At 72.0% G+C, this 26,785-nt stretch carries 23 protein-coding genes; 3 read left to right on the top strand and 20 right to left on the bottom strand.

The features are described from left to right. Positions 1-218: 218 nt before the first annotated feature. From secA to ACP7BP_RS12040, 16 genes are all read right to left on the bottom strand, one after another. Positions 219-3,077, bottom strand: coding sequence for a preprotein translocase subunit SecA (gene secA / locus ACP7BP_RS12115; protein ID WP_426244876.1), 2,859 nt, complete (start codon positions 3,075-3,077; stop codon positions 219-221). Positions 3,078-3,255: 178 nt separating this feature from the next. Beyond that, positions 3,256-4,482, bottom strand: a complete 1,227-nt coding sequence (locus ACP7BP_RS12110; protein WP_426244875.1) for a winged helix-turn-helix domain-containing protein — start codon at positions 4,480-4,482, stop codon at positions 3,256-3,258. A gap of 71 nt (positions 4,483-4,553) precedes the next feature. Further along, a complete protein-coding gene (locus ACP7BP_RS12105) occupies positions 4,554-5,231 on the bottom strand; it encodes a response regulator (RefSeq protein ID WP_426244874.1) in 678 nt (225 codons plus the stop codon). Positions 5,232-5,279: 48 nt separating this feature from the next. Further along, positions 5,280-5,918 carry a ribosome hibernation-promoting factor, HPF/YfiA family gene (gene hpf / locus ACP7BP_RS12100; RefSeq protein WP_426244873.1) on the bottom strand — a complete coding sequence of 213 codons (639 nt, stop codon included), beginning with the start codon at positions 5,916-5,918 and terminating at the stop codon, positions 5,280-5,282. Positions 5,919-6,302: 384 nt separating this feature from the next. Further along, positions 6,303-7,070, bottom strand: coding sequence for a ComF family protein (locus ACP7BP_RS12095; RefSeq protein ID WP_426244872.1), 768 nt, complete (start codon positions 7,068-7,070; stop codon positions 6,303-6,305). A 68-nt stretch (positions 7,071-7,138) separates the two neighbouring features. Further along, the gene (locus tag ACP7BP_RS12090; protein ID WP_426244871.1) at positions 7,139-8,893 is read right to left on the bottom strand and encodes an LpqB family beta-propeller domain-containing protein; all 1,755 of its coding nucleotides are present in this window, start codon (positions 8,891-8,893) and stop codon (positions 7,139-7,141) included. Continuing rightward, entirely contained in the window at positions 8,890-10,491 is a 1,602-nt protein-coding gene (gene mtrB / locus ACP7BP_RS12085; RefSeq protein WP_426244870.1) for an MtrAB system histidine kinase MtrB, read from the bottom strand. The genes ACP7BP_RS12090 and mtrB overlap by 4 nt, the downstream gene beginning before the upstream one ends. Before the next feature lie 5 nt (positions 10,492-10,496). After that, positions 10,497-11,216 carry an MtrAB system response regulator MtrA gene (mtrA, locus tag ACP7BP_RS12080; protein ID WP_426244869.1) on the bottom strand — a complete coding sequence of 240 codons (720 nt, stop codon included), beginning with the start codon at positions 11,214-11,216 and terminating at the stop codon, positions 10,497-10,499. 35 nt (positions 11,217-11,251) lie between these two features. Continuing rightward, a complete protein-coding gene (gene ahcY, locus ACP7BP_RS12075; protein ID WP_426244868.1) occupies positions 11,252-12,682 on the bottom strand; it encodes an adenosylhomocysteinase in 1,431 nt (476 codons plus the stop codon). A gap of 95 nt (positions 12,683-12,777) precedes the next feature. After that, positions 12,778-13,890 (bottom strand): MFS transporter, encoded by a 1,113-nt coding sequence (locus ACP7BP_RS12070; protein ID WP_426245429.1) that lies wholly within the window; start codon positions 13,888-13,890, stop codon positions 12,778-12,780. A gap of 129 nt (positions 13,891-14,019) precedes the next feature. Continuing rightward, a complete protein-coding gene (locus ACP7BP_RS12065; protein WP_426244867.1) occupies positions 14,020-15,039 on the bottom strand; it encodes a DUF808 domain-containing protein in 1,020 nt (339 codons plus the stop codon). A 135-nt stretch (positions 15,040-15,174) separates the two neighbouring features. Next, on the bottom strand, positions 15,175-15,468 hold the full coding sequence (locus tag ACP7BP_RS12060) for a Fe-S cluster assembly protein HesB (protein WP_426244866.1): 294 nt from the start codon (positions 15,466-15,468) through the stop codon (positions 15,175-15,177). A 95-nt stretch (positions 15,469-15,563) separates the two neighbouring features. Next, a complete protein-coding gene (locus tag ACP7BP_RS12055; protein ID WP_426244865.1) occupies positions 15,564-16,598 on the bottom strand; it encodes an SIS domain-containing protein in 1,035 nt (344 codons plus the stop codon). 11 nt (positions 16,599-16,609) lie between these two features. Then, positions 16,610-16,774: a Trm112 family protein gene (locus ACP7BP_RS12050; RefSeq protein ID WP_426244864.1), complete on the bottom strand. Its 165-nt coding sequence runs from the start codon at positions 16,772-16,774 to the stop codon at positions 16,610-16,612. Then, a complete protein-coding gene (locus ACP7BP_RS12045) occupies positions 16,771-18,162 on the bottom strand; it encodes a phosphomannomutase/phosphoglucomutase (RefSeq protein ID WP_426244863.1) in 1,392 nt (463 codons plus the stop codon). The genes ACP7BP_RS12050 and ACP7BP_RS12045 overlap by 4 nt, the downstream gene beginning before the upstream one ends. A 51-nt stretch (positions 18,163-18,213) precedes the next feature. After that, entirely contained in the window at positions 18,214-18,573 is a 360-nt protein-coding gene (locus ACP7BP_RS12040; RefSeq protein WP_426244862.1) for a DUF3499 domain-containing protein, read from the bottom strand. Positions 18,574-18,621: 48 nt separating this feature from the next. On the opposite strand from ACP7BP_RS12040, the gene ACP7BP_RS12035 reads away from it, so the two are divergent. After that, the gene (locus ACP7BP_RS12035) at positions 18,622-19,065 is read left to right on the top strand and encodes a metallopeptidase family protein (protein ID WP_426244861.1); all 444 of its coding nucleotides are present in this window, start codon (positions 18,622-18,624) and stop codon (positions 19,063-19,065) included. Positions 19,066-19,068: 3 nt separating this feature from the next. Here the strand turns inward: ACP7BP_RS12035 and ACP7BP_RS12030 are convergent, their stop codons facing one another. From ACP7BP_RS12030 to ACP7BP_RS12015, 4 genes are all read right to left on the bottom strand, one after another. After that, positions 19,069-19,968, bottom strand: coding sequence for a S66 peptidase family protein (locus ACP7BP_RS12030; protein ID WP_426244860.1), 900 nt, complete (start codon positions 19,966-19,968; stop codon positions 19,069-19,071). Further along, entirely contained in the window at positions 19,965-21,353 is a 1,389-nt protein-coding gene (locus ACP7BP_RS12025) for a DUF5719 family protein (protein ID WP_426244859.1), read from the bottom strand. Before ACP7BP_RS12025 ends, ACP7BP_RS12030 begins: the two co-directional genes overlap by 4 nt. Beyond that, positions 21,350-24,244: a glycosyltransferase family 2 protein gene (locus tag ACP7BP_RS12020; RefSeq protein WP_426244858.1), complete on the bottom strand. Its 2,895-nt coding sequence runs from the start codon at positions 24,242-24,244 to the stop codon at positions 21,350-21,352. The genes ACP7BP_RS12025 and ACP7BP_RS12020 overlap by 4 nt, the downstream gene beginning before the upstream one ends. A gap of 83 nt (positions 24,245-24,327) precedes the next feature. After that, positions 24,328-24,582 (bottom strand): WhiB family transcriptional regulator, encoded by a 255-nt coding sequence (locus ACP7BP_RS12015; protein WP_295662002.1) that lies wholly within the window; start codon positions 24,580-24,582, stop codon positions 24,328-24,330. A gap of 188 nt (positions 24,583-24,770) precedes the next feature. Between ACP7BP_RS12015 and cofD the strand changes: the two genes are divergently transcribed. Beyond that, a complete protein-coding gene (gene cofD / locus ACP7BP_RS12010; protein ID WP_426244857.1) occupies positions 24,771-25,790 on the top strand; it encodes a 2-phospho-L-lactate transferase in 1,020 nt (339 codons plus the stop codon). Next, on the top strand, positions 25,787-26,764 hold the full coding sequence (gene cofE / locus ACP7BP_RS12005) for a coenzyme F420-0:L-glutamate ligase (protein WP_426244856.1): 978 nt from the start codon (positions 25,787-25,789) through the stop codon (positions 26,762-26,764). Before cofD ends, cofE begins: the two co-directional genes overlap by 4 nt. The last annotated feature ends 21 nt before the right edge of the window (positions 26,765-26,785 follow it).

Genomic DNA, 26,785 nt, shown 5'->3' with positions numbered 1-26,785 from the left:
GCAGCGGGGCACGAGGAACGAGTGCCACGCGTGGGCTCAGGCAGGTCGAGCAAGCGCGACCGAGGAACGAGGTCGCGACCGCGCGTCGAGACCCGGTGAGGCGAACGGCAGCCTCAGCCCACCGCGCCGCGGGCGAAAGGCAGCCGCAGCCCAAAGACGTCATACGGACGGAGCCCCCGGAGGCTCCATCCGTATGACGTCCGGCGGCTCTGGAGAGATCAGCCGTTGACGCGCGCGGTCAGACCCGTGGGCCCACCCGGAGCGCCGTGGCACTTCTTGAACTTCTTGCCTGAGCCGCACGGGCAGTCGGCGTTGCGGCCCACCCCGGCGAACTCGTCGTCGGCGTTGCTCGCGGGCTGCCCGACGACCTCGGCCTCGCCGTCCTCGCTGGGCGCGGAGTAGGCGAGTCGCTGCGGCTTCCGCTCCCGCTCGAGACCCTTGGCCCGGATGCTCGGCGCGTGAGCCGCGGCGGCCGCCAGGTCGATGCCGCCCGCGGCCGGAGCCGCGGTGACCTCGTGGTCGTGGTCATGGTCGTGGTCATGGTCGTGGTCGTGGTCGTGCGCGTCGTCGTCCTCGTCGTCGTCGACCTCGACCTGCAGGTTGAACAGGAAGCCGACCGACTCCTCCTTGATGCCGTCCATCATCGCGGCGAACATGTCGAAGCCCTCGCGCTGGTACTCCACGAGCGGGTCGCGCTGGGAGTAGGCGCGCAGGTAGATGCCCTCGCGGAGGTAGTCCATCTCGTAGAGGTGCTCGCGCCACTTGCGGTCGAGCACGGAGAGCACCACGCGGCGCTCGAGCTCGCGCATGACCTCGTCGCCGACCTCGGCCTCACGCCGATCGTAGGCAGCCTGGGCGTCCTTGGTGATGTCCTCGACGAGCACCTCGCGCGACAGCCCGGCCCGGCCACCGGCAGCGGCCTCGATCTCCTTGAGCGACAGGCTGATCGGGTAGAGCTGGCCGAGCGCGGTCCAGAGTGCCTCGAGGTCCCACTGCTCGGCGAAGTCGGTCGTCGCACCCATGACGTAGCCGGCGACGACGTCGTCGATGAACGTGCGGATCTGCTCCTCGAGGTCGGCGCCCTCGAGGACCCGGCGCCGCTCGCCGTAGATGACCTCGCGCTGACGGTTCATCACGTCGTCGTACTTGAGGACGTTCTTGCGGGACTCGAAGTTCTGCGACTCCACCTGGCCCTGCGCACTGGCGATGGCACCGGTGACCCGCTTGTTCTCGATGGGCACGTCGTCGGGGACCTTGAGCACCTGCAGGATGCGGTCGACCCAGTCGGACTTGAACAGCCGCATCAGCTCGTCCTCGAGCGACAGGTAGAACCGGGACTCCCCCGGGTCGCCCTGCCGGCCGGAGCGGCCACGCAGCTGGTTGTCGATGCGACGCGACTCGTGACGCTCGGTGCCGACGACGTAGAGCCCGCCGACCTTCTTGACCTCGTCGTGCTCGTTGGCGACCTGCGCCTTGACCCGCTCCAGGGTGGCCGGCCATGCCTCCTCGTAGGCGGCGGAGGTCTCGCCCAGGGGCTCGAGACCCTGCTTGCGCAGCTCCTGGTCGGCGAGGAACTCCACCGAGCCGCCGAGCATGATGTCGGTGCCTCGACCGGCCATGTTGGTCGCGACCGTGACAGCACCCTTGTGGCCGGCCATCGCGACGATCTTGGCCTCGTCGGCGTGCACCTTCGCGTTGAGCACCGTGTGCGGGACGCCGCGCTTGGTGAGCAGGGCGGAGAGGTGCTCCGACTTCTGCACCGAGACCGTGCCGACCAGCACGGGCTGGCCGACCTGGTGGCGCTCGGCGATGTCGTCCACGACGGCGTCGTACTTGGCGTCCTCGGTGCGGAACACCAGGTCGGCCCTGTCGTCGCGCATCATCGGTTTGTTGGTCGGGATGGGTACGACGCCGAGGCCGTAGATCTTGTCGAACTCGCTCGCCTCCGTCATGGCCGTACCGGTCATGCCGGAGAGCTTGTCGTAGAGGCGGAAGTAGTTCTGCAGGGTCACGGTGGCGAGGGTCTGGTACTCCTCGCGGACGGTGACGCCCTCCTTGGCCTCGATGGCCTGGTGGAGGCCGTCGTTGTAGCGGCGCCCCGAGAGCATGCGGCCGGTGTGCTCGTCGACGATGAGCACCTCGCCGTCCATGACGACGTACTCCTTGTCGTTGCGGAACAGCTCCTTGGCCTTGATGGAGTTGTTCAGGAACGAGATGAGCGGGGTGTTGACCGAGTCGTAGAGGTTGACGATGCCCAGGTGGTCCTCGACCTTGGTGATGCCCGGCTCGAGCACCGAGATGGTGCGCTTCTTCTCGTCGACCTCGTAGTCGACGTCGACCGTCAGCGTGCGCGCGAGCTTGGCGAACTCGGCGTACCAGTGCACCTCGTCCTGGGTGGGACCGCTGATGATCAGCGGGGTCCGCGCCTCGTCGATGAGGATCGAGTCGACCTCGTCGACGATGGCGAAGTTGTGGCCGCGCTGGACGCAGTCGGCGAGCGCGTCGGCCATGTTGTCGCGCAGGTAGTCGAAGCCGAGCTCGTTGTTGGTGCCGTAGGTGATGTCGGCGGCGTAGGCCACCCGGCGCTCGTCGGGCCGCATGGCGGGCAGGATGACGCCGGTGGTGAGGCCGAGGAAGTGGTGGATGCGGCCCATCCACTCCGCGTGGTACTTGGCCAGGTAGTCGTTGACCGTGACGACGTGGACGCCCTTGCCGGTCAGCGCGTTGAGGTACGCCGGCAGGGTCGAGACCAGGGTCTTGCCCTCACCGGTCTTCATCTCCGCGATGTTGCCGAGGTGGAGAGCCGCGCCGCCCATCACCTGGACGTCGTAGTGCCGCTGACCGATCACGCGCTTGGCGGCCTCGCGCACCGTGGCGAACGCCTCGGGCATCAGGTCGTCGAGCTCCTCGCCGTTCGCCAGCCGCTCCTTGAACTCGGCGGTCATGCCGCGCAGCTCGTCGTCGGTCATCTTCACGAAGTCGTCCTCGATGGCGCTGACCGCCTTCGAGATGGTCTCGAGCTGTCGGAGGATCTTGCCTTCGCCGATGCGGAGGAGCTTGTCGATGATGGCAGGCACGGAAGTTGTCTCCTGAGACGTTCGGGGCGGCTGCGCGCACCGGGCGGGTGGCAGCACCGGCCATGCTACCCACGCGTTCCAGTCACGGCAGGCCCGGGAGACGCGGGTGGCCGGGGTCCGTGGGTGTCCGTGGGCTCCGACGGCACCCGCCGGAAGCGCCTGACAGGCACGCCTCCCGCTAGGCACACACCACGGCGGCCAGTGCGGAAGCGAGGTCGCCGCGGGGCTCGACGACGATGTCGCCCAGGCCCAGCCAGCCGGCGAGGCGGCGCAGCTCGGTGGCCAGCTCCTCGGCGGTCGTGTCGGGGGCGTGCGACTCCGCGAATGCGGCCTTGACGAGCAGGCGGCCGGTGGCCCGGTCGGCCTTGAGGTCGACCCGGGCGACGATCCGGTCGCCGAGCAGGAACGGCAGCACGTAGTAGCCGTGGAGTCGCTTGGCCGCCGGCACGTAGATCTCGATGCGGTAGAAGAAGTCGAAGAGCGCCAGCGCACGCTCGCGCTCCCAGACCACCGGGTCGAAGGGACTCAGCAGCGCCCGGGCAGCGACCCGGCGCGGCAGCCGGGCGTCGCGATGGAGGTACGCCGGCCGGGCCCAGCCCTCGACCCTGACCGGCAGCAGCTCGCCGGTCTCGACGAGCGTGTCGATCGCCGCCTTCGCCCCGCTCAGCCCGTCGCCGGGCTGCAGCCGCATCCGGTAGTAGTCGGCCAGGCAGCGCGCGGTGGCGACGCCGTGCGACCGGGCCGCGCGGCGTAGGAGCTCGAGGTCGGCCTCCTCCTGGGTCGGGACCGGCCGGGCGAGGATCTCCGCCGGGATGACCCGCTCCGGCACGTCGTAGAGCACCTCGAACTGGCTGTTGCGACCGGAGATCGCGACGTCACCTGCCATGTAGAGGAAGTCGAGCACCTTGCGGGCCTCCGACCAGTTCCAGCCCCAGTGCTCGCGGGTGCGCGGGCCGGTGCTGAAGTCGTCCTCGAGCTGGCGCGCGGTCACGGGTCCCCGGTCGAGCACCGCGGCGAGGACCTCGTGCTCGAGGCCGGGCCGGGTGTCGACGACCGGCCACCACTTGCCGCGGCGCGCCCGGTAGGACTCCATCCGGTGCCGCATCAGCGGCCACAGCTCGACCGGCATCAGCGCCTGGACGTGGGCCCAGTACTCCACGAGCCGCCTCGGGCTCGCCCCGGAGGCGCGGCGCAGGAGGTCGACGTCGTAGCTCCCCATCCGGGAGTAGAGGGGCATGTAGTGGGCCCGCTGCAGGACGTTGACCGAGTCGACCTGGAGCACGCCGGTGCGCTCGACCGTGCGCATCAGGGTGCGCATCGTGGGGGTGGCGTGCGGCTTGTCGGCGAACCCCTGGGCCGCGAGGGCGATCTTGCGCGCCTGGCTCAGGCTCAACGTGTCGGGCACGGGTGCATGCAATCACGTGGCGCCGACGGTCGTGCTGTTGCTGGTTGCCTCAGCGGGTGAGACGCCTGCCCCTACGGCAGGTCCAGCAGCTTCTCCTTGACGGCGTACATCACGGCCTCCATCCGCGAGTGCAGCTGCAGCTTCTCGAGGATGTTGCGCACGTGGTTCTTGACGGTGTTCTCGGAGATGAAGAGCTGCTTGGCGATGTCGCGGTTGTTGAGCCCCTTGGCGACCAGCCGCAGCACCTCGAGCTCGCGCTCGGTCAGCCTCAGGCCGGGCACCTGGCCGCGGTTGGGCTTGGACATCTGCTTGAACTCGTCGATGAGCTTGACCGCCATCGACGGCGAGATCAGCGACTGGCCGTCGGCCACCACCCGGATGGCCTGGGCGACGTCCTCGATGGAGGAGTCCTTGAGGAGGTAGCCCGCCGCGCCGTTCTTGACGGCCTCGTAGAGGTCGGCCTCCTCGTCGGAGACCGTGAGCATGATGATCTTGGCCGAGGGCACGGCCTCCTTGATGGCCCGGCACGCCTCGATGCCGGTGCGCTTGGGCATCCGCACGTCGAGGAGCACGACGTCCGGGGCCAGGCTGGCCGCCATCTCCGTGCCCGCCACGCCGTCGCTGGCCTCGCCGATCACCTCGATGTCGGCCTCGGAGCTGAGCAGCATCACCAGACCCCGCCGGAACAGCTCCTGGTCATCGACGACGAGGGCACGGATCGGCTCTGTTGAAACGGGCTGCTCGGTCACGGGGGCATCATGACACGAAGACGCCCCCGCGCCGCGCAGTCGAGGCCCCTAGCCGGCTGAGTCTCGGACGTCGAGAGAGATGACGCCGTAGTCGTAGCCGCGGCGCCGGTAGACGACCGAGGGCCGCTCGCTCTCCTTGTCGACGAACAGGTAGAAGTCGTGGCCGACCAGCTCCATCTCGTAGAGCGCCTGGTCGAGGGTCATCATGGTGGCCGGGTGCGTCTTCTCGCGCACCACCAGCGGGCCGTCGCCGGTCACCGTAATCGGCCCGACCTGGCGCTCGGTGACGGTGTCGCCGTCACCGGACCCACCCGCGTCGTCCGGGGTCTCCGACGACGCCTCGGCGAGGGCCTGGCCGACCGACACCGGCGCGTGCCGGCCGCGGTGGATGCGACGCCGGTCGGCGGCGCGGCGCATCTGCGCGGCCATCTTGTCCAGGGCGAGGTCCAACGCGCCCATCTTGTCCTCGGCCGCCGCCTCGGCCCGGATCACGGGCCCCTTCGAGAACGCGGTCAGCTCGACGCGGGTGGCGCGATCGTGCTGTCGAGGGTTCTTCTCCTGCTCGACCTCGACCTGTACGCGGATGATGCGATGGTCGTGCTTCTCCAGCCGGACGAGCTTCTCCGAGACGTGACTTCGGAACCTGTCGGACACCTCGCAGTGTCGTCCCGTGACCACAACCTCCATGTGAACCTCCGATGTGTGCGTTGGTTACACCGTGTACGGCCTCACCCCGGCGCCGGTGCTGGCGCGCCAGCACCCCGAGGGGCGCGTGGTCCGGGGTGGGATGGAGCCCGCCCGGCCGACCTGGTCTTCGTCCCCACAATCGCCTGCCGAGGCGTTCGCAGCTTCTCTGCCACTACTGGCCTTCTCCCGGTCACCCGTCGCATCTGACGACGACGCCGAGGCAGGACTTACTTCTAAGCCGCACCGTGATCGGCTGCCCGGAGCGTGAGCTCCGCGAGCCTTACGTGGACCGTTTCGCCTGCGACTGGCATCGGCTTGCCACCCGGACACGTGAGGTGTCCGAGTGACGCAACCACGGACCCGGACGGACTCCATGCACCGACGCTAGCCCTTGGCGTCAAAGGATGAAAGCGGGTGTCCAGCCAAATGGTCAGGTCCGGGACAGGCTCCCGTCGAGAACCTCCTCGGGGTCGCCGCGACGGTCGCGATGCCGGCCACCGGCAGGCCGACCGCCTCGAGCGCGCGCTGCGCCTCCCGCGCCGTGGCGCCGGTCGTCAGCACGTCGTCGCACACGACCAGGCGCGCTGCCGGACGGCGTACGGCGAGGGCACGCAGGCGCCGCGAGGGGCAGTGCATCGTCTCGGCGAGGTTCGCGGACCGGGCCGCCGCGTCCAGCCCGGACTGGTCCAGCACGCCTCGCCGCGAGACGAGGAGGTCGGCCACGTCGACCTCGCGTCCTTCGGCCCGCAGCCGGCGGGCGGCCACCCGCACCAGCGTCTCGGTCGGCGCGTACCCGCGGCGCCGTGCCGTCCCCGGCCGCGACGGCACCGGCACGAGCACCAGGGGCCCGGGCCGATCACCTGCCGCGGCCGCCGCGGCCGTCGCCAGGAGCTCGCCGAGCGGCCCCGACAGCGCGACGCGCCGGTGCTCCTTGTGGCCGGCGACGAGCTCGCGCACCGCCCCGTCGTACGACGCGGCGGTCCACGGCACCGCCAGGCCGGCGGGCGGCGGAGTCGGCCAGGCGACGAAGGCGTCGCCCGACAACCCGGCTCGGCACGCTCCGCACAGCAGCCGCCCCGGCTGCCCGCAGCCGACGCAGCTGCTGCCGGTGGCCAGGTCGAGGGCGTGGTCGAGGAGGTCGCCGAGGATCATCCCTGCAGGACAGCGCGTAGGAGCCGGCGCCGCAAGGCCGCGCGCGCCGGCCTGTGGACGGCGGACGATCAGCCGGCGTAGCCCACGGACGCGACCTTGGGATCGAGGTCGTCGATCCTGCGGTCCGGGTCGGTGACGTCGGAGAACTCCTCGCTGGTCAGCACATAGACGCCCTGGCCCTCGACGGGCGAGGTCACCAGGCTCTCCGCGTTGCCGCGCATGGGCAGCCAGACGGGCGGCTCGGCGTCACCGGGAGCGCCGTCGACCGCGACCGTGCGCACCTGTGCGAGGTCGTCGGTGATGCGGTTCAGGATCGCCAGGGAGGTCATCGAGCGCCAGCCGATGTCGCGGATGCGTCGCGACTGTCCCTCGCCCAGGTCGAGCCGGCGCGACTCCCCCACCCGCAGCACGCGTCCCTGCGCGTCGTGGAGCACGCGGGCCGCCACGACCTTGTCCTCGCGGGCACCTCGCACGAGCGCGGCGAAGCGGGTGCCGTCGCGCGAGACGAGGAAGCGCACCACCCGCTTGCCGGTCACCCCGGGCACCGCCAGCTCGCGAGCCTGGCCGTCGACCAGCACCGACACCCGCGCTCGTCCGTTGTTGGCGTCGACGAGCCAGAGGCGTCCGCTGAAATCCCACGCCGGCCTCAGCAGGTCGACCGCACCGCTGAGCACCACGGTGGCTCTCTCGTCGGAGGCGTCGACCGGGGCTGTGAGCACCGTCGTGCCCTGGCCGGAGACGCCGGCCGCGACGTCGCCCGTGAGATTCACCGACACCGCGCGCAGACCCAGCCGCTCGGCGCCGAAGGGGCCGTCGGTCGGCTGCTGGTCGCGGAGGCCTCCTGTGATGAGCAGTCCGTCACGCAGGGCGAAGAGCTGGGAGTTCGTGCGTACGCCGTTGGGGTCGAAGCGGCCGCCGGAGCTGATGCTCACCTCGCTCTCGCCGCCCGGCAGCGGGATCGGCTCGGCGCCCAGGCTCAGGCGCAGCGCCTGGATGCGTGGCTCCTGGCGCAGTGTCCACACCAGCTGGGCGAGCATCTGCTCGGTGACCAGCCGGCTGGCGTCGCCGATCTCCCCGAGCATCGACACGTCGGCCACCCCGGAAGGGCTGATGGGCACCGACAGGCCCGGCTCCAGCCCCTCGGGGATGAACGACCGCGCCGCCTGCGAGGGCCCGGGGCCGGCCAGCAGGCCGCGCAGCAGCGCACCGGCGAACTGGTCGCCCTCGGGGACGAAGACCGGCTCGGGCACGAGCACCTGCGCGGTCGGGTCGAAGAAGTAGAGCGAGACCCTGCGGAAGCGGTCGTCGAACCACGAGGAGGGTACGACGAGGGCGTCGGGCAGCTCACTGATGCGCCACTCGTCGTCCTCGACGGTCAGCCGGAAGTCGAGGGCGGCGTCGGGCACCCCGTCGGCGGCCCCGTTGCCGACCTGTCGCGTCCAGGCCCCCCGGCCGTCGTACTCGTTGACACCGGTGATCGGCACCGAGAGGGTGAGGTCGCCGACGGGCTCGCCGATCTCGTCGTAGGTGATGGTGGCGGCCTCGGGCTTCCAGGTCTTCTGCGCTGCCTGGGTGAGGTACTCCTGCGCGACGCTGGTGCGGATCGGCGTGGCCTTCATCGCCTCCAGGAAGTCGATCACGATCTCGTTGGCCGACGCCCCCTGCTGCGGCGGCGGCGGGTCGTAGTAGGTGCCGCTGACGGCGTTGCCGGCAGTGCGGCCCTCCGACTCCACGACCGGGCCCTCCGTGGGGATGCGCACGCAGCCGGTGAGCGCCAGCAACGACAGCATCACGACGACCACTCCGCGCAAGGTGCGGCTCATGCCGACACCTCCGCATCGAGCGGCACGAGCGGGAGCGGGCTGTGGCGGAGCTTGTGACCGAGCCGCCGCGGCAGGGTCAGCCGGAACTGCGCACCCTCGCCCGGTCGGCCCCACGCCTGCAGCCAGCCGCCGTGCAGGTGGGTGTCCTCCAGGCTGATCGAGAGACCCAGGCCGGTGCCGCCACTGGTGCGGGCCCGCGCCGGGTCCGCCCGCCAGAAGCGGTTGAACACCATCGCCGACTCGCCGGGCGCCAGCCCCACGCCGTAGTCGCGAACCGCGATCGCCGCCGAGTCCTCGTTGCCCGCGACGTGCACGACGATGTCGCCGCTCTCCGCATGGTCGATGGCGTTGGTGACCAGGTTGCGCACGACCCGCTCGACCCGACGCACGTCGGCCTCGGCCAGGCACGGGTGCCCGGGGTCGCGCACCAGCACCCGCGTCTTGCGCTGCGCGGCGAGCGCCTTGGTCATGTCGGCGACCCGGTGGGCGACGTCGACGAGGTCGACGTCCTCGGTCTCGAGCACGGCGGCACCGGCGTCGAAGCGGCTGATCTCGAGCAGGTCCGCCAGCAGCGTCTCGAAGCGGTCGAGCTCGGTCTGCAGCAGCTCGGCGGCTCGCGACGTGACCGGGTCGAAGGCGTGCCGGGCGTCGTGCAGGACGTCGCCGGCCATCCGCACCGTGGTGAGCGGGGTGCGCAGCTCGTGCGAGACGTCGGAGACGAAGCGCCGCTGCAGCCGGCTCAGCTCCTCCAGCTGGCGGATCTGGCGCTGCAGGTTGGAGGCCATCTGGTTGAAGGACGTGGCCAGGCGGGCGAGGTCGTCCTCACCGGTGACGCGCAGCCGCTCCTGGAGCTGCCCCGCCGCCAGTCGCTCCGCCACCATGCGCGCCATCCGGATGGGTGTCACCACCTGGCGTGTCACCAGCCACGACAGCCCCGCCACGAGCAGCAGCAGGAGGACTGCTGCGGTGAGCATGGCCCGGGTGACCAGGGCGAGCGTCTCGGACTCCTCCTCCAGCGGGAAGATGTAGTAGAGCGTGTAGGTCTCCCCGTCGGCCGGCAGCGTGAGCTGCGAGCCGACGACGATGCCCGGCCCGGGCGTCAGGCCCGCGTTGGACCCGGTGGTGCGGATGCGGGTGTAGGTCCACGACGTCGGTGACGGCTTGGAGAAGGTCTCCTCGAGCTTGGCGGGCACGGTCGCCTTGTCGAGCCTCGGGGTGAACTTCGTGCCGCCCGTCGCGAGATCCAGACCGCTGCCGACCGGGGGCGAGAGGACCACGGCGAAGCCACGGGTCGCTCCCCGGTCGATGATCGGCTCCACGAGCTCCTGCTGCTGGCCCGGGGCGTCGGCGTTGTTGCCGGGCGCGGCCGCCAGCCGGCTGCGCGCGTCCGCGGTCTCGTTGCGGGCCTCGGCCACTACGGCGTCGACCCGGTTCTGCAGCAGCCCCTCACGGGTCTGCTGCAGCAGGAACCACCCCACCACGCTGACGACCGCTGCGGAGAGCAGCACCGTGCTCGCGACGACCCGCACCTGGATCGATCGACGCCACACGGTGAGCCCGCGGCGTACGGCGGTGGTCAGCTCGGCACGGATGGCCATGCGGGTCAGGTCGGGTCGCGGGCGGGTACGCCGGCCTTGTAGCCGACCCCGCGCACGGTCACGACGATCTCGGGGTTCTCCGGATCGTGCTCGACCTTCGAGCGCAGGCGCTGCACGTGAACGTTGACCAGGCGGGTGTCTGCGGCGTGGCGGTAGCCCCAGACCTGCTCGAGCAGGATCTCGCGGGTGTAGACCTGCCACGGCTTGCGCGCCAGGCAGACCAGCAGGTCGAACTCGAGGGGGGTGAGGTTGATCGGCTCGACGCCGCGGGTGACGCGGTGTCCGGCGACGTCGATGTCGAGGTCACCGATGTGGAGCGACTCGGAGTCGGGCGTGTCGAAGCGGCGTACGCGGGCACGGATGCGCGCGACGAGCTCCTTCGGCTTGAAGGGCTTCACGACATAGTCGTCGGCGCCGGACTCGAGACCCACGACGACGTCGATGGTGTCGCCCTTGGCCGTCAGCATCACGATGGGGACGCCCGACTCGGCGCGGATCTCCTTGCAGACGTCGATGCCGTCCTTGCCGGGCAGCATCAGGTCCAGCAGCACCAGGTCGGGACGGTAGTCGCGGAACGCCGACATCGCCTCGTCACCGCGACCCACCATCCGGCTGTCGAAGCCCTCCTGGCGGAGCACGATGGTGAGCATCTCCGCGAGGGAGGCGTCGTCGTCGACGACGAGGACGCGCCCTCGGTGGGGGGCGTCGGCCGGCTGCTGGCTCATCCGGCCATTGTGCCAGCCGACGCCTCCACGCGAGCTCAGTAGCGGTACTGGTCGGACTTGTACGGGCCCTCGACCGCGATGCCGAGGTAGCCGGCCTGGTCGGCGGTGAGCGTCGTCAGCTTCACGCCGAGGGCGTCGAGGTGCAGGCGGGCGACCTCCTCGTCGAGGTGCTTGGGGAGCACGTAGACGCCGACCGGGTAGTCCTCGGGCTTGGTGAAGATCTCGATCTGCGCGAGGACCTGGTTGGTGAAGGAGTTCGACATGACGAACGACGGGTGGCCGGTCGCGTTGCCGAGGTTCATCAGGCGGCCCTCGGAGAGCACGATGATCGCGTTGCCGGCCGGGAAGGTCCACACGTCGACCTGCGGCTTGACGTTCTTGCGCTCGGCGACGCCCGGCTTCTCGAGGCCGGCCATGTCGATCTCGTTGTCGAAGTGACCGATGTTGCCGAGGATGGCGTTGTGCCGCATCCGGGACATCTGGTCGACGGTGACGACGTCCTTGTTGCCGGTGGCGGTGATGATGATGTCGGCGATCTCGAGCACGTCGTCGAGCGTGGAGACCTGGTAGCCGTCCATCGCCGCCTGGAGCGCGCAGATCGGGTCGATCTCGGTGACGATCACGCGGGCACCCTGGCCACGCAGCGACTCCGCGCAGCCCTTGCCGACGTCGCCGTAGCCGCAGACGACCGCGACCTTGCCGCCGATGAGCACGTCGGTGGCGCGGTTGATGCCGTCGATCAACGAGTGGCGGCAGCCGTACTTGTTGTCGAACTTGGACTTGGTGACCGAGTCGTTGACGTTGATGGCCGGGAAGAGCAGCGAGCCTTCCTTCATCATGTCGTAGAGGCGCAGCACGCCGGTGGTGGTCTCCTCGGTGACGCCCCGGATGTGGCCCGCGATGGTGGTCCAGCGGTCCTTGCTCTCGGCGAGCGAGGCGTTGAGGACGTCGAAGACGACCTTCTGCTCGTAGCTCGCGGCGGTAGCCGGGTCGGGGGCCACGCCGCTCTTCTCGGCGTCGACGCCGAGGTGCACCAGCATCGTGGCGTCACCGCCGTCGTCGAGGATCATGTTGGCGAAGGTGCCCTCGGGCCACTTCAGGATCTGCTGGGTGCACCACCAGTACTCCTCCAGCGTCTCGCCCTTCCAGGCGAAGACGGGCACGCCGGCCGGGCTGTCGACGGTGCCCTCGGGACCGACGGCGACTGCGGCGGCCGCGTGGTCCTGGGTGGAGAAGATGTTGCAGGAGGCCCAGCGCACCTCGGCGCCGAGCGCGACCAGCGTCTCGATCAGCACGGCCGTCTGGATGGTCATGTGCAGCGAGCCGGCGATCCGGGCACCGGCGAGCGGCTTGGAGTCGCCGTAGCGCTCGCGCATCGCCATCAGGCCGGGCATCTCGTGCTCCGCGAGCTTGATCTCGGTCCGGCCGAAGTCGGCCAGGCTCAGGTCGGCTACCTTGAAGTCCATGGGTGCTCTCCCCCTGTGAGATGGCGGCGGTGACGCCGGTGTGAACCACACGAGATTAAGGCGAGCCTCCCCGGATCGCAGAATCCTCGGCACCCTCAGCGAGGCCCGGGAAACCATCGCGCCACGGCCCACGCCACGTTCACGATCGGCACCCCGAGCGCTGCGACCAGCGTCGACCAGGAGAGCCACCCGGCGCCGACGGCGAAGGCTGCGTAGACGCACAGCGCCACCACCTCGGTGGCCAGTCCGTGCACCGACGTGACGGTCGCCCGGGCCGGGCCGGTGATGACCTGCTGAAGGCGGGCCTCGGCCACGATCATGGTGTTGTTGAGCAGTCCGTAGCCCACGCCGATGGCGACGAAGCCGGCGTACGGCGTCACCGTCGCACCGGCGGAGACGAGCCCGGCGCCGGCCAGCACCATCGCCCCGAGCGTGCGCGACGACAGCCTGGCGGCGCGGCCGGCGAGGGCGGTCCCGACGGCCTGTCCGAGCACGGTCACGAGGATCAGGGCCGGCACCGTGGAGAGCGCGACACCGCCCTCGCGGGCGACCAGCGGGAAGTACTCGTCGTACGCCGTGAGCCCGACCAGCACGGCGGCCAGCAGCACTGCGCGGCGCACGTCGACCGACGTGGTCGCCTCGCGGACGCCGGTGCGGAGCATCGCGACGTACCGCTGGGTGAGCCGCTCGGTCGCGAGGAGCAGGTCGCCGTCGCGGTGGGGCCGCCGCGCCCGGGTGGAGACGGGCAGGGTCGCGGCCAGCGCGAGATGGACGCCGACGAGCCCGACCGAGGCCCACCCCACCAGGGCGTACCCGCCGACGGCGAGCAGCGGGACGGCCAGTCCGGCTGACGCGAGGTTGGCGAGCATGGCGGCCGACTCGGCCCAGCCGACCAGCCGCGGGTAGAGGGCTGCCGCGCCCCGCACGTCGAGCTCGTCGTAGAGAAGGGCCTCCAAGGTGCCCGACATGATCGACCCCGAGATCCCCCACAGCACGAACCCGAGGGCGAAGCCGGCGAAGGTCGGTAGCACCAGCCAGGCCGCGAAGGCCCCGGCGTAAACCGTCGCCGAGGCGACCAGGAGGAGCCGCCGGTCGAGCAGGTCGGCCCAGGCCCCCGACGGCACCTCCGTGACGAAGGAGGTGAGCGACCAGATCACGAACAGCCACGAGATCTGCGACGCGGAGACGCCCGCGTCGGCGAAGAGCAGCGCGTAGACGCTGTAGAGCGGGACCAGGTCGCGCGTGGCGTAGTAGGCCAGGACGTGCGCGGTGAACGCACGCCCAGGTGGCAGGGAGGAGGCTGGGACCTACGCCGGGCTGTCACGCATGGTGCGAGGCTACCCTGCCGGTGGCGCTGCCGAGGGGCCGTTCTCGGCCTCGGCGTCGTCGTGACTCTCGTCGTGCCCCTCGTCGGCGGAAGCCTTGCCGTGTCCGGGCCCGAAGGGCAGGACGTGCATGATCGCCACGACCACCGCGCCCACGACCAGGCCGATCACGGCGGAGGCCGCGGTGTTGGTGAGCCAGCCGACGACGGCGCCGATGGCGGGCAGGGCGTCGTGGGCCCCCTCCTCGAGGTGGTGGACGACGTCGTAGAGGCCGTGCCAGCCGAGGTCGTCCGTGCCCGCGAGCAGGATGTGGCCACCGACCCAGAGCATGGCGACGGTGCCGACGACGGAGATGACGGTGAGCAGGCGGGGCATGCCCGCGACCAGGGCGCGTCCGATCTTCTTGGTGCCTGCCGACTTGCGCTGGCTGAGGTGCAGGCCGATGTCGTCCATCTTCACGATCAGGCCGACCACGCCGTAGACCAGGACGGTGATGCCGAAGGCCACCAGGACGAGGATGATGGCGCGCGGCAGGAACGACTCGTCGGCCACCTCGTTGAGGGAGATCACCATGATCTCGGCCGAGAGGATGAAGTCGGTGCGGATCGCGCCGCTCACCATCGACTTCTCGGCCTCGGGGCTGATCTCGGTGGCGAGCTCCTCGTGCTCCTCGTGCCCGCTGAGCTTCTCCCAGATCTTCTCTGCGCCCTCGAAGCAGAGATAGGTGCCGCCGAGCATCAGGATCGGCGTGAGCAGCCACGGCAGGAACTGGCTGAGCAGCAGCGCCGCGGGAAGGATGAACAGGAGCTTGTTGCGGAGCGAGCCGACGGCGATCTTCCTGATGATCGGCAGCTCACGCTGGGCGGCGACGCCGTGGACGTACTGCGGGGTCACCGCGGTGTCGTCGACCACCACGCCGGCTGCCTTCACGCTCGCCCGGCCGGCCGCCGCGCCGACGTCGTCGATCGAGGCGGCCGCGAGGCGGGCCAGCACGGCGACGTCGTCGAGGAGTGCGAACAGACCGGCGCTCATCGGGTCGCCCAGTGGCTGTGCTTGGTCACGCGCTCACCCTAAGGGGTGGCCGCCAACCGACCGGGGCGGCCGGGATCGCTCCCGGCCGCCCTGTCGATGGCGCTGTCGCTGGCGCTGCGCTGAGCCGGTACGGCGTCAGGCCCGCTGCCCGAGCGCGAACTGCACGCTGCCGCTCGGGTCGATGCTGGCGTCGAGAACCATCCCGTCGAGCTGCTCGGCGCAGGTGGCGTCCAGATAGACGGTCGCGCCGTCCTGCTCCACCGTGGCGTCCCCCGGCTCGGGGGCCGGTGCGGCGGTGATCGCGAAGCCGGGCTCGGGCTCTTCCTCCATGGAGATGCGCAGACCTGCCTCGCCTGACTGGTTGGTCTGGCTGGTCTGGCTGGTGATGTCGCGGACGATCGTGCTGGCGTTCTCGGTGAGGGTGAGCACGGGCTCTCCTTCCGATGGCGGTCAGGACCCCACCACCATGACAAGCCGATGCCGCCGGATCAAACCCTCGGGCGTGTCGCCAACGGGCTCGGCGCTCAGTCGTCGACCAGGCCGATGCGGAGGTACTCCGCGGCGTAGGTGCCGCTGAGGAGCAGCGAGCTGTACCGCGCGAGCTCGGTGTCGGCGTCGGTGCTGACCGTCTCGACGCGTACGCCGCGCGAGGCCGCCGCGGCCAGCAGGCGTCCGCGCTGCTCACGGATCACCGGCTCCTCGTCCCCGTCTTCGAGGACCAGCAGCAGCGGCCGCAGGTCTCCCCGGGGTCCGTCGTCGAACGGGTCGGCGAAGACGTCGCGCTGCTGGGTGGCCTCGAGCACCGGGAGGAGGTGCTCGATGTCTCCGGCGATGGCCGACCGGCCGCTGGCCCGCCGGATCGACTCGGCCACCCGCCTGGCGGCCCGGGCGGCGAGGACCGACCCGCCCCAGACGATCGGGTTGGTGTCGGCCAGGGCGATCGCCAGCATCTTGGCGGGGTTGACCGCGAGGTCACGGTGCGGCGAGCAGGCGATGGCCACGTCGTCGAGCGCGGTCGCCACCCCCTCTGCGTCGGCGCGCGGGCCGAGGTGGATCTGCTCGAGGAACTCCAGCATCACCACCGCGGTGGCCAGCTGGTCGCCCGTGACGGTCGGCAGGATGGTGACGTCGCGGCCGGCGGCGTGCTCGGCGACCAGCGACTTCGGCGGGCAGGCCACCACGACCTGGCAGCCGCGGCGTACGGCCTCGGCGACGGCAGCGGCGGACCCGGCGTCCGACCCGCCGGGTGCGAGCACCACGACCAGGTCGAGGCTCCCTGCCCAGCCGGGCAGGGCGGGCGCGGGCCAGGCCACGAATGGCACGGGGCACCAGGGCTCGAGCACGGCGCGGAGCAGCCGGGAGTCCGGACCGGCAGCGATCACCGCACGCGGGCGCGACAGGTCGCGGCTGCGGGACAGTGCCTCGCGGGTCGCCTCCTGCGCGTCGTGCGCCTCCCGGCGGACGCGCGCTCCCGCCTCCGCCAGCGGGCGCAGCGCACCGTCCGCCGCGGCCAGGGCCGCCTCGTCGTCGAGCCGGGCCTCGTCGAACCAGGTCACCATGTCGGTCCCGCTCAGGCGGGCTTGCGGGCCTCGTCGAGCAACAACACCGGGATGTCGTCGCGCACCGGGTAGGCGTTGCCGCAGCCGGAGCAGACCAGCTCCTCGTCCTTCGGGGTGAGGGTGGACCGGCAGGCGGGGCAGCGGATGATGTCGAGCAGCTGGGGGTCGAGGTTCATCGGTCACTCCTGATGATGGTGAGTACGTCGTCGCGGACGCGGGCCATCGTGGCCTCGTCCTTGCCCTCGGCGTTGAGCCGCAGCAGCGGCTCGGTGTTGGAGGCGCGCACGTTGAACCACCAGTCGTCGTGGGTCACCGTGAGCCCGTCGAGCGTGTCGACCGCGACGCCGTCGGCGCCGGCGTAGGTCTCCTCCAGCTCCGCGAGCACGGCGGCCTGGTCGGCCACCGTCGAGTTGATCTCGCCGCTCGCCGGGTAGCGGGAGTACTGCGCGAGCAGCTGAGAGAGCGGCTGGTCGGTCTCGGCCAGCGCCGCGAGCGCGTGCAGCGCGGCGAGCATGCCGGAGTCGGCGCGCCAGAAGTCGCGGAAGTAGAAGTGCCCGCTGTGCTCGCCCCCGAAGATGGCCCCGGTCTCGGCCATGGTGGCCTTGATGAAGGAGTGCCCGACGCGGGTGCGCACGGGCTTGCCGCCGAGCTCGGTCACGATCTCCGGCACCGCGCGGGAGGTGATCAGGTTGTGGATGATCGTGCTGCCGGGCTCCTTGACCAGCTCGCGCGCGGCGATCAGGCCCGTGAGGGTCGACGGCGCGACGATCTCGCCCCGCTCGTCGACGAGGAAGCAGCGGTCGGCGTCGCCGTCGAAGGCGAGCCCGATGTCGGCCCCCTCGGCGATGACCCGCCGCTGGAGGTCGGCGACGTTGGCCGCCTCGATCGGGTTGGCCTCGTGGTTCGGGAACGAGCCGTCGAGCTCGAAGTACATCGGCACGAGCTCGACCTGGTCGGCGCCCATCCGCTCGAACACCACCGGGGCGGTGAGCCCGGCCATCCCGTTGCCGGCATCGACGACGACCTTGAGCCGGCGGCCCTCGACCGGCGCGAGCGTCAGGAGATGGGCGGCGTACGCCGCGAGCACGTCGTGGTGGGAGATCTCGCCGGGGGCCGCGGCCGCCGGGGTCGTGCCGGACGCGACGAGGTCGCGGATCTCGGCCAGCCCCGTGTCGAGCCCGATCGGCTGGGCGCCTGCGCGGCACATCTTCATGCCGTTGTACTGCGCCGGGTTGTGGCTCGCGGTGAACATCACCCCCGCTCTGTCGAGGTGTCCGGAGGCGAAGTAGAGCTGGTCGGTCGACGCCTGCCCGATGAGGACCACGTCGGCACCGGCCGAGGTGGCGCCGTCGGCGAAGGCGCCGGCCATGCCCGGCGAGCTGGGACGCATGTCGTGGCCCACGACCACCTCGCGGGCCCCGGTCACGGCCACGAAGGCCGCCCCGGTGGCACGGGCGAGCGCCTCGTCGAGCTGGTCGGGGACGGTGCCGCGCACGTCGTACGCCTTGAAGATGGCGTCGAGGTTGGCGCGGTCCAGGGTGCTGGAGGGACTGCCGGGGGCCATGCGCGCAGCCTAGTGGCACCAGGCCCGGGACCGGACCGTGGTGCCGAGGGGTCAGTCGCTGGTGAGCACGCGCAGGTGACCGCGCTTGACGCCGTGCGACGGGTCGTCGGCCGGGTGGATCGTGGGCGCGGGCTCCGGCGGCCGGGCGGCCTCGCGTACGGCGTCGGCCAGGGCGAGCAGGTCGTCACCGCTGGGACCGCGCGACGAGGTGTCGGCCGCCAGCCGCAGCACCTCCCAGCCACGAGGCGCGGACAGGCGCTCGCTGTGCTGGTCGCACAGGTCGTAGGCATGCGGCTCGGCGTAGGTCGCGAGCGGGCCCAGGACAGCGGTCTGGTCGGCGTACACGTAGGTCAACGTGCACACCGCGGCACGACCACAGGCGGTCCGCGAACAGCGTCGGGCGAGGCTCACGCGGGCAGGCTACCCCTCACGGAGACCGCGCCGGACTAGGCTCGCGGCGTGGATGAGAGCAGCCTCGACGAGGCGCCCGTACGTCGGACGCGTGACCGCCGCGGGCGCGGCATGCGCGGTCCCGGCATCCTGCCGAGGCGACTCGGCACGCCCGCCCGGCGCACCGCCCGGGAGCGCTTCGACGCGCTGGCCCTGGACGTGGTCACCGAGATCGACGAGCGCTGGCAACGCCAGCTGGGGCTGGTCGAGTACGCCGTCGAGGACACCCCTCTCGTGCCCGACGACTGGAGCGCCGAGACGGTGCCGCTGTCGTCGCTGATCCGCGGGCAGGGTGGGCAGCCGACCCGGCTGGTGCTGTTCCGGCGGCCCATCGAGCACCGGTGCGAGACGCGGGACGAGCTACATGCGCTGGTGCTGACGGTCGTGGTCGAGCAGGTCGCCGAGCTGCTCGGCATGGACGCCGAGGACGTCGACCCGCGCTACGCGCGCTGAGACCTACCTCAGTGCAGCCGCGAGCGTGAGAATGCCGTCATCTGCGTCGAGGGTGCATGGCACGTTGAGAGGCGCGACCCTCGGGTTCGAGTCGTGCCCGAAGGGCAGACCAGCGAGGAGGGGTACGTCAAGCGTGCCCAAGCGGTCGCGCAGGACATCGAGAATGGTCCATCCCCTGTCCTCGTAGTCCTCGAAGCCCGTCAGCCAGCCGAGCGCGACACCGACGACGCCGTCGAGGGCGCCCGACATCAGGAGCTGGGTCAGGGCCCGGTCGACGTTACCGAGACCCGCCAGCTTGTTGATCTCCAGCAGCAGGACGTGGCCGCGCATGTCGAAGTCCAGCACCCCGACGCTGCGTGCCAGCATTTCCAGGTTGCCCCCGAAGAGCTTGCCCACGGCTCTGCCCCCGGTGGTGAGCTCGGCGCCGAACTGCGTCGGGTCGGCCCTCACCGGGGCCGGTGTTCCGCCGTACAGGATGTCGCGGACGATCTCCGCGTGCTCCCCGGCCACAGCGCCGTGCAGGGAGGGCACGCCGGCCATGTGCCACAGGCGATGCAGGGCCGTGATGTCGCTGTAGCCGACCAGTGGCTTGGGGTCCTTCGCGAGCGCGTCGACGTCGACGCCGGCGAGGAGCCGGGAGCTTCCGCAGCCACCGCGCAGCGTGATCACGGCGCGCACCTCCGGATCGCGGATGGCCGCGTTGAGGTCCGCGAGCCGGTCTTCGTCGCGCCCGGCGAGGTACCCGAGCCGGTCGTCAGCGTGCACACCGCAGCGCACGCGCAGGCCCCAACACTCCAGAACGGCCGTGCTCGTCTCGATCCACTCCTCGGAGGACCAGCTGGCCGGCGAGACCAGGGCAACCAGGTCACCCCTCGACAGCGCGCGGGGGAGCTCCTGGCTCACTGCAGGGCCGGGCGCACGTCGGCGACCTGGCCACTGAGCACCAGCGGCACGAGCGGCAGCACCGCCAGCCCGCGCGCCCCGAGCTCGACGACGCCTACGGCGCTGGTGCGGTCGAGCTGCACCTCGACGTAGGCGGCCTTCTCGGGCAGCCGCACCCGCGCCGCGGCACCGACGTCGAGGTCGACGGTCCGCGGCTTCAGGGACCTGCCGGACGCCGTACGCAGGAGGACGGTGGCCTCTCCCACCCTGGGTATCCCCGCCAGTACGAGGCGCTTGGGGCCGGCCGGGACGACCGCAGCCGACCGGCCGGTCAGCTCCACACCGGGGACCGCGCGCGCGATGTCGCCGTCGACCAGGGTGCGCACGCTCGAGGTCACCGGTCCGGTCGCGTCGATCCGGACGCCGAGCGCGTCACGGGCGGACTTGCCCGCCAGCACCTCGGTCAGGTCGACGACGGCGGTGGCGCCGGGTGCGACGCTCAGCTCCTCGACCCCGGTGGGCGCGAACTCGCTGCGCGCCGCGACGAGCCGGATCTTCACCCTTGCCTCGCTGGTGCCGGGGTTGGCGACCGCGAGGGTGCGCTCACCCTGGCCCGCGCCCACCCCGAGGAGGTACGACGCCGTCGCGGGCTCGGCCTGGCCGGGCAGCCAGTCGCGGGCGACCCGGTCGGTGCCCAGGTCGACCACGGTGTCCAGGACCGAGGAGCCGAGCCGGCCGCGGGTGACCTGGACGTGCAGGGTGAGGTCGTCACGGGAGGGCACGACGTCAGCGAGCTCGACCCTCTCGGACCGGTGGCCGCGCACCGTGAGCCCGCGCAGGTCGGGCACGTCGAGCGGGCCGTCGGGCCCGAGGACGGTGATGTCGGCGACCGCCGGGCCGCCGTCGGGGTTGACCAGCTCGAGGATCGAGCGGTGCTCGGCGCCGGCTCCGATGCCGGTGAACCAGGCCTCCGGCTGGGGGTCGACGCAGGTGGTCGCCGCGGTGGGTCCCGCGCGACCCGCCACGAGCCCGGGCGCCAGGTCGTCCTCGCCGCGGATCACGAGCGGCCCGTCGGAGTCGGTCTCGGGCACCTTGCCTGCCCTGACGGCCAGGGTGCCCTCCTCGTCGCCGAGCACGAGCTGTCCGGCGGCCTCGGGATCGGCACTCGCCGCGGCCACCGCCCCGGCTCCCGGCCCGGCCGGCGGGCAGACGAGGGTGGCGCGCGTCAGCGACGTGCTGCTGGGGGCACGGGTGAGGTCGGGCTGGGCCTCGGGCTGCACGAGCGCCAGGGCGCCGACGGTGAGGAGCGGCACCAGCACGGCCAGCACGGTCGTCGGCCCTGGCCGCCGCGAGCCAGAGGTCGAGGCACGCCGGCCGGGTGCGGGGGGCTGCGGGTCGGTGGTCACGACTCCCGCCTCCGCACGGTCGGGCCGGCGAGCACGGCGACGACGGCGATGGCGATGGCCTGCACGATGAGGAGTACGACGCGCAGCACGGATCCCGGACCTGACACCGCATCCGGGTCGAGCGGCCGGTCCACCCGCCAGGCGCGCGTCTGCCGGTCCTCGGCGCTGGCCTGCACGAGGCCCGACGTCGCGTCGAGCCCGGAGGCGACGCGCCCGTCGGCAGGTGCCGGCATGACGACGTACTCGATGCCCGCCGCGGCGAGCGCGGTGACCGATGTCGAGGTCGGCCGCGACACCAGCTCGGCGACGTCCGCGGAGAAGGCCGCGTCCTCGTCGGCCAGCGCGAGGATCTCGTCCTCGCCCAGGGTCACGCCGTCGCCGCGGCGCACGCGGTAGGTGAGGCCGTCGTCGACGGAGCCCCGCACCACCAGCACGCCGTGCTCGTCGCCGGTGAGCGAGCTCTGCTCCATGTAGGCGGGCACCACCGCCTCGCTGTCCCGCGCCAGGTCGTCGGGCGCCTCGGTCAGCCACCACACCAGCCCGCCGAGGGGGACGACGGCGGCGGCCACGGCGAGACCGGCGGCCAGCGCACGCTGCCAGAGGGGGTGGTGCTGCTCGAGCCGACGCAGCCAGGCGTCGGCGCCGAGCACGGTGGCGACCACGGCGAGACCCTGGAGCACGACGACCAGGAAGCCCAGGCTGGGCGGGGTCGTCGTCGCCGGGAGTCGCAGGGTGACGAAGCCGAGGACGGCGGCGACCAGGGCGGCGGCCAGGGCGACGACCCAGCACACCAGCACCGGCACCCGGGTGGCGCGGGGCACCAGCGCGAGGACGGCGAGCACCCCCACGACGCCGCCCAGCCACCACGGCGCGCCCAGGTCGCCCATCCGGCCGGTGATGAGGTCGAGGTGCTCGACGCTGGCCACCGGCAGCCGGCCCGCCTCGAGCAGGAGCCCGGCGGCCGAGCCGGTCGTGACGAGCGGCAGCAGCCAGGGCGCGAGGAGAACGGGCACGATGCCGAGCGCGACGGCGGGCGGAGCCCACGCCGAGCGGTCGCGCAGGAGCCGCGGAGCGATCGCGAAGCCGGCAGCCACCACGATGACCGCGGCCAGCACGGCGAACAGCCACACCTCCGGCACGAACGCGGTCGCGAGCGCCAGCAGGAGCCCGGTGCGCCAGGCGGCGCGCCACCGTCGGTCGGGCTCGGGATCTGCGAACCCGAGGGCCGCGTGGGCCAGCCAGGGCAACAGGGCGGTGACCGCGACGCTGCCGAACCGGCCCTCCCCCCACGCACCCGACGTCGCGGGGACCAGGGCATAGGTCACCGAGCCCCAGACCAGCAGCCAGCGCGGCACACCGCGCGCGTCGACCAGGTGGCCGGCGACCTTGAGCAGGCGCCACGCTCCCCAGAGCGCGCACGGCACGGCCAGCAGCATCAGGGCCGAGACAACCGCACCCGGACCGCCGATGAAGGCGCCGACGACCACGAAGGGGAGGAGGTACGCCGGGGCCGGCACGCCGGTGCCGGTGCCGAGCGGGTGCCACGCCTCGACGTGCAGCCGCCACCAGTCGGTGAGGGACTCCGGCACGGGGGCGAGCCCGCCGCCGACCACGGAGCCGAAGGCGACCCGGGCGGCCACCAGGGCGAGCACCACCACCAGGGTCATCGTCAGCGCGACCGGGTTGGTGAAGAACCTGGCGACGAACCCGGAGTCGGCGAGCAGCTCATCGTCCTCGTCGGCCCCGGAGTGGCGACGGGACTCGGCGGGGCGGGCGTCGACGCGCGCGACGCCCTGCGCCGTCCCCCCGGAGTCAGCCAGCTTGGCGGCGCGCCGGCGCTCGGCGACGTCCTGTGCCTGGTTGGTGACCGCGCTCGCGAGATCGCTGAGGAAGTCGAGACCGTGCCGGTAGGGCACCCAGGCCGGGGCCAGCAGCGCGCGCACATCGGCCGGCTCACCGGTGCGACGAACGGCTCGCGACCGCCGGGCGGAGACCAGGTGCCGAGGCCGGGAGTAAACCGAGACCAGGGCCGCGAGCTCGTCGAGCGCCTCCCCTACCGAGCGCACGACGAGGAAGCCCAGGACGCGCAGCAGGGTCCCGAAGAACAGCCGGACCACCTGCCACGGGAGCCGCCGACTCGGCGCGTTGGCCAGCAGCGTGAAGAGCGCGGCACGGCGCTCCTGGTAGTGGGTGTGCCGTCCGGTGAGCGGGGTGCGGCGTACGCCGCGGTGCGCCGCCTCGGCGTGGAAGACCACCGCCTGGGGCACCACGAGCGTGGTGTGCCCGGCTTCGGCGGCACGCCACCCGAAGTCGATGTCGTTGCCGAAGATCGGCAGGTCGGCGTCGAAGCCGCCGAGCTCCTCGAGCACGCGTCGGCGGACGAGCATGCCGGCGGTGTTGACCGCGAGCGCCTCACGGACCTCGTCGTGCTGGCCCTGGTCGTACTCGCCGCGCTCGAGGCCGGTCTCCCGCCGACCGGTGCCGGAGATGGTGACGCCGAGCTCGAGGAGCCGGCGCAGCGAGGGCCACTCGCGCAGCTTGGGGCCGAGGATCGCGGCGGCGGGACGCATGGTCGCGACGTCGAGCAGGGCGGCGAGCGCACCGGGGGCGGGGTTGGCGTCGTCGTGCAGGAACCACAGCCACTCGTCGTCGAGGGGCGGCGCCTGGTCGAGTGCGAGGGCGACTGCCTGGGGCCAGGTGGTGGCGCCGGAGACCACGTGCACGGCGTCGTCGCCGAGGGCGTCGGCGAGCAGGGTCGCGCTGGCGTCCTTGCTGCCCGTGTCGATCGCGACCACGCGGTCGACCGGGCGCTCCTGGGCGCGCAACCCGTCGATCACCGCCGGCAGCCAGCGGGCCCCGTCATGGCTGACGAGGACGGCGGTGACGATCACCGGGGCAGCCTAGCCACCGCTCCAGCAAGGGCCGAATCAGCCGGAAGCGGGCCGATCCGACCCCGATGGACGCCGCACCGCCGTCAGACGGCGCGCTTCTTCAGCTTGCGACGCTCGCGCTCGGAGAGACCGCCCCAGATGCCGAAGCGCTCGTCGTTCATCAGTGCGTACTCAAGACAGTCATCGCGGACATCGCACGTGAGGCACACCTTCTTGGCCTCGCGCGTCGATCCGCCCTTCTCAGGAAAGAACGCCTCAGGATCGGTCTGCGCGCACAGCGCGCGGTCCTGCCAACCCATCTCTTCGGCGTCGGAATCAAGGAGAAACAGTTCTCGCATCGGCCCTCGCCCTCTCGACCCTACGTGTCCCAGACCGACCTACCGGACCGCCTGGCAGTGCCAGCCCCCTGCTGGAAGAACACTGCTGGAATTACATGCCTGTCGTACCCCGGAAGTCAAGCCCGGATCTGCTATAGCCTCTGGTCCCGATGAACTAGTCCGTGCGGGTTGTCCGGCACAGTGTGCGCATGCAGAAGATCACCGTGCTGTCGGGGGGCTTCGGCGGAGCGACCTTTCTCCGCGGCCTGCGACACGCGCTCGACACCGGCACCCTGCCGCAGCTCTCCACGTCCTCGCCTGCTCCGGGGGCGCCGGCAGCGGAGGTCACCGTGGTGTCCAACACCGCCGACGACCTGTGGATCCACGGGCTCAAGGTCTGCCCCGACCTCGACACCGTGATGTACACCCTCGGCGACGGGCTCGACACCGAGCGGGGCTGGGGGCGCCGCGACGAGACCTGGAGCATCAAGGACGAGCTCGAGGCGTACGGCGTCGAGAACACGTGGTTCGGTCTCGGCGACCGCGACCTGGCCACCCACCTGGTGCGCACGCAGATGCTGGAGGCGGGCTACTCGCTCTCGGAGGTCACCGAGGCGCTGTGCAAGCGCTGGCAGCCCGGGGTGCGGCTGCTGCCGATGAGCGACGACCGGGTCGAGACCCACATCGCGATCGCCGACCCCGAGAGCCCGAGCGGACGCCGGGTCGTGCACTTCCAGGAGTACTGGGTGCGGCTCCGGGCCCAGGTACCGGCCGAGGCAGTCGTGGTCGTCGGTCTCGACGAGTCGTCACCTGCTCCCGGCGTCGTGGAGGCCATCACCGACGCCGACCTGGTGGTCCTGCCGCCGTCCAACCCGGTCGTGTCGGTCGGCACCATCCTCGGCGTGCCGGGCGTCCGCGACGCGCTGGTCGCGACCAGCGCCCGGGTGGTCGGCCTGTCCCCCATCGTCGGCGACACGCACGTGCGGGGCATGGCGCACCAGCTCCTCGACTCCATCGGCGTGGAGGTGTCGGCCGCCGGCGTCGGGCTGCACTACGGCGCACGCGACGCGGGCGGCCTGCTCGACGGCTGGCTGGTCGACGAGCGCGACGCCCATCACCTGCCGGCACTCGCCGCCGCCGGCATCAGGGCCGCGGCGGTGCCGCTGATGATGACCTCGCCCGCGGTGACGGCCGCGATGGCCTCCGCGGCCGTGGACCTGGTCTCGTGACCGAGGCGCGCCTGCAGGCCTTCGCCCCCGACGGCCTGCCGGAGATCTCCGCCGGCGCCGACCTCGCCGGGCTGGTGGCCAAGCACACCGAGCTGCGCGACGGCGACGTGGTCGCGGTGACGAGCAAGGTCGTCGCCAAGGCCGAGGGCCGGGTCCGGCCCGGCCCCCGCGAGGACGCGGTGGCCGGCGAGACCGCGCGGGTGGTGGCCCGTCGCGGCCCGGTGCTGATCGTGCGCACCCACCACGGGCTGACGATGGCGGCCGCCGGCATCGACGCCTCCAACGTGGCCTCCGGGACGGTGGTGCTGCTGCCGGTCGACCCCGATGCCTCGGCCCGGTCGCTGCGCGAGCGGCTGCGCCACCTCACCGGGGCCAACGTCGCGGTGATCGTCACCGACACCGCCGGGCGGGCCTGGCGCGAGGGCCAGACCGACATGGCGATCGGCGCCGCCGGGATCACCCCGCTGGAGGACTTCGTGGGCCGGGTCGACGCGCACGGCAACGAGCTGGCGGTCACCCGGCCGGCCGTGGCCGACGAGCTCGCCGGTGCCGCGGAGCTGGTGCAGGGCAAGCTGCACGGCCGGCCGGTCGCCGTACTCCGTGGGCGCGCGGACCTGGTCCTCCCGCCGGGCGAGCACGGCCCGGGCGCCCGGGCGCTGGTGCGCGACGACACCTCCGACATGTTCGGGTACGGCGCCCGCGAGGCCGTCGTCCGGGCGCTGGCCGGGCAGCCGGGCGACCGCGCGCCGTTCGGCGCGCCGGCCGCTCCCGAGGACCTCGCCGCGGCCCTGGTCCAAGCTCCCGGTGTCCGGGAGGTCGTCCCCAGCGAGGACGACGCCAGTGCGCACGTCCTTGCCGACACCCCGGCCGGCGTCGCCGTGGCGGCGATCTGCTTCGCCTTCGGCTGGCAGGTGGACACGATCGACGACACGACTGCGGGCATCGCCGTACGCGTGTCACCCGTCACTACGTAGACTCAGCCGACGAACCGTTCG

This window comes from Nocardioides sp. LHG3406-4, from assembly GCF_049897745.1.
Taxonomy (GTDB): Bacteria; Actinomycetota; Actinomycetes; order Propionibacteriales; family Nocardioidaceae; genus Nocardioides.
This window is presented reverse-complemented; position numbering and strand designations above follow the sequence as displayed.

What these genes read in the sequence shown, in the direction of transcription:
- hpf (WP_426244873.1), bottom strand. Translation starts at nt 5,918, where the DNA reads ATGGAGGTTGTGGTCACGGGACGACACTGCGAGGTGTCCGACAGGTTC.
- ACP7BP_RS12095 (WP_426244872.1), bottom strand. Translation starts at nt 7,070, where the DNA reads ATGATCCTCGGCGACCTCCTCGACCACGCCCTCGACCTGGCCACCGGC.
- ACP7BP_RS12090 (WP_426244871.1), bottom strand. Translation starts at nt 8,893, where the DNA reads ATGAGCCGCACCTTGCGCGGAGTGGTCGTCGTGATGCTGTCGTTGCTG.
- mtrB (WP_426244870.1), bottom strand. Translation starts at nt 10,491, where the DNA reads ATGGCCATCCGTGCCGAGCTGACCACCGCCGTACGCCGCGGGCTCACC.
- mtrA (WP_426244869.1), bottom strand. Translation starts at nt 11,216, where the DNA reads ATGAGCCAGCAGCCGGCCGACGCCCCCCACCGAGGGCGCGTCCTCGTC.
- ahcY (WP_426244868.1), bottom strand. Translation starts at nt 12,682, where the DNA reads ATGGACTTCAAGGTAGCCGACCTGAGCCTGGCCGACTTCGGCCGGACC.
- ACP7BP_RS12065 (WP_426244867.1), bottom strand. Translation starts at nt 15,039, where the DNA reads ATGAGCGCCGGTCTGTTCGCACTCCTCGACGACGTCGCCGTGCTGGCC.
- ACP7BP_RS12055 (WP_426244865.1), bottom strand. Translation starts at nt 16,598, where the DNA reads ATGGTGACCTGGTTCGACGAGGCCCGGCTCGACGACGAGGCGGCCCTG.
- ACP7BP_RS12050 (WP_426244864.1), bottom strand. Translation starts at nt 16,774, where the DNA reads ATGAACCTCGACCCCCAGCTGCTCGACATCATCCGCTGCCCCGCCTGC.
- ACP7BP_RS12045 (WP_426244863.1), bottom strand. Translation starts at nt 18,162, where the DNA reads ATGGCCCCCGGCAGTCCCTCCAGCACCCTGGACCGCGCCAACCTCGAC.
- ACP7BP_RS12015 (WP_295662002.1), bottom strand. Translation starts at nt 24,582, where the DNA reads ATGCGAGAACTGTTTCTCCTTGATTCCGACGCCGAAGAGATGGGTTGG.
- cofD (WP_426244857.1), top strand. Translation starts at nt 24,771, where the DNA reads ATGCAGAAGATCACCGTGCTGTCGGGGGGCTTCGGCGGAGCGACCTTT.